The following is a 1,298-nucleotide window of genomic DNA, read 5'->3' as shown; positions in this document are numbered from 1 at the left end:
ACGCGCCGAGGACCAGGCCGCCCGCGCCGCGAAGGAGTCCGCGCTGCCGCGCCTGTTGGAGCTGGCCGCGGCCGAGGTCGAAGCGGTGTGGAACGACTTCTACGCGCCCCGAGACCCCCGGCTCTACCGCGACGACGATGTCATGCCGGACGACGACATCCGCTGGTGCGACCTGGGGATCGGCGCCGAGGTGCACATCCGGTACGAGACGACCGGCCAGACCATCGTGTGGCAGTTCGTCGAGCTCGGCGACCCACACCCGGACAACGAGGCGCTGAGGGCCGCGCACTACATCGAGCGCAGCGCGATGCGTGGCCCCGGCTGCCTGGTCGAGTTGGCGGTTCACCCGGAGGACCCGGTGGGACGGCACGCCCGATCCAAGCACATGACGATCATCCAACCGGAAGGAGACCGATGAACCCGCACACGTTAGCGGCCCGCGGCCAGCGGGATGAGTGGACCATCACCGCCGAGCCGCATACGGGCGGCCGGATGCTGACCCTGGATCGCGACGAGTGGATCGTCCAGGTGGCGTTCGACGGCAGCGCCCCAGCGTTCGCGCAGATCCGCAAGCCGGGAATGGAGGGTTTCCAGCACCTCGACCGGCGCGACATCGCGCGTTACGTGCGGGGCGACCGAGCCGCGATGAGCGCCTTCCGCATCGGCGATCGGGCTGCGGTCGGCGAGCGCGTCGGCACCGTCATCAACATCTACGTCGAGGCGGGAAGCGACCCGGGCCAGCCTGGGAAGGTGCGGCTGCGCGTCGCCTGTGCCCTGGGCGGCCACGCCGACCCGTACACCACGTTCGCCACCCGTCTGCAGGAGGCGATATGCGCCCGCTGAAGCCGATCAAGTTCACGCTGACCCTGCTGAACAGCGCCCACTACCAGGACCCGGATGGCTCGCACACCTGGCGCGTCACGTCCAACGAGCAGGGCCGAAAGCTGCTGCACGTGCCTGGATGCCCCGATCTGGTGGAGCTCGGGCGCGGTTACGAGCAGGTCGGCACCTTCCGGGAGCTGTGCGTCCTCGATCGCGGCGCTCCGACTGGATGTAACCGCTGCCAGCCGCACGCCGCGCACTACGTGATCCTGCCGGACGGCACCCGCCGCTACAGGCCGATGGGACCGATCATGTCGGGCGGCACCGAATCCGACCGCCGTTACGGCGAATACGCGCTCGTAGAGCAGCAGCGCGACCGGTGGCGGGTCCGGGAGTGGGCTGTGGACGGAGAGACCGCGATCGCACGCGCCGCCAGACTCGGCCCGCCCTACATCCTCGGCCCGAGCAACGCCAAA

At 69.9% G+C, this 1,298-nt stretch carries 3 protein-coding genes; all 3 read left to right on the top strand.

Annotated features, from left to right (window positions below):
* A partial coding sequence (locus ABD844_RS52185; protein WP_344897544.1) for a hypothetical protein occupies positions 1-418 on the top strand: 418 nt, incomplete at its 5' end.
* Positions 415-843, top strand: a complete 429-nt coding sequence (locus ABD844_RS52180; protein WP_344897541.1) for a hypothetical protein — start codon at positions 415-417, stop codon at positions 841-843. The genes ABD844_RS52185 and ABD844_RS52180, both read left to right, overlap by 4 nt.
* The coding region (locus ABD844_RS52175; RefSeq protein ID WP_344897538.1) for a hypothetical protein at positions 831-1,298 on the top strand (468 nt) is incomplete at its 3' end. The genes ABD844_RS52180 and ABD844_RS52175, both read left to right, overlap by 13 nt.

It is taken from the genome of Nonomuraea antimicrobica, assembly GCF_039536965.1.
GTDB lineage: Bacteria > Actinomycetota > Actinomycetes > Streptosporangiales > Streptosporangiaceae > Nonomuraea > Nonomuraea antimicrobica.
This window is presented reverse-complemented; position numbering and strand designations above follow the sequence as displayed.

Excerpts from the sequence above, each read along its gene's own strand:
- ABD844_RS52180 (WP_344897541.1), top strand. The coding sequence starts at position 415 with ATGAACCCGCACACGTTAGCGGCCCGCGGCCAGCGGGATGAGTGGACC.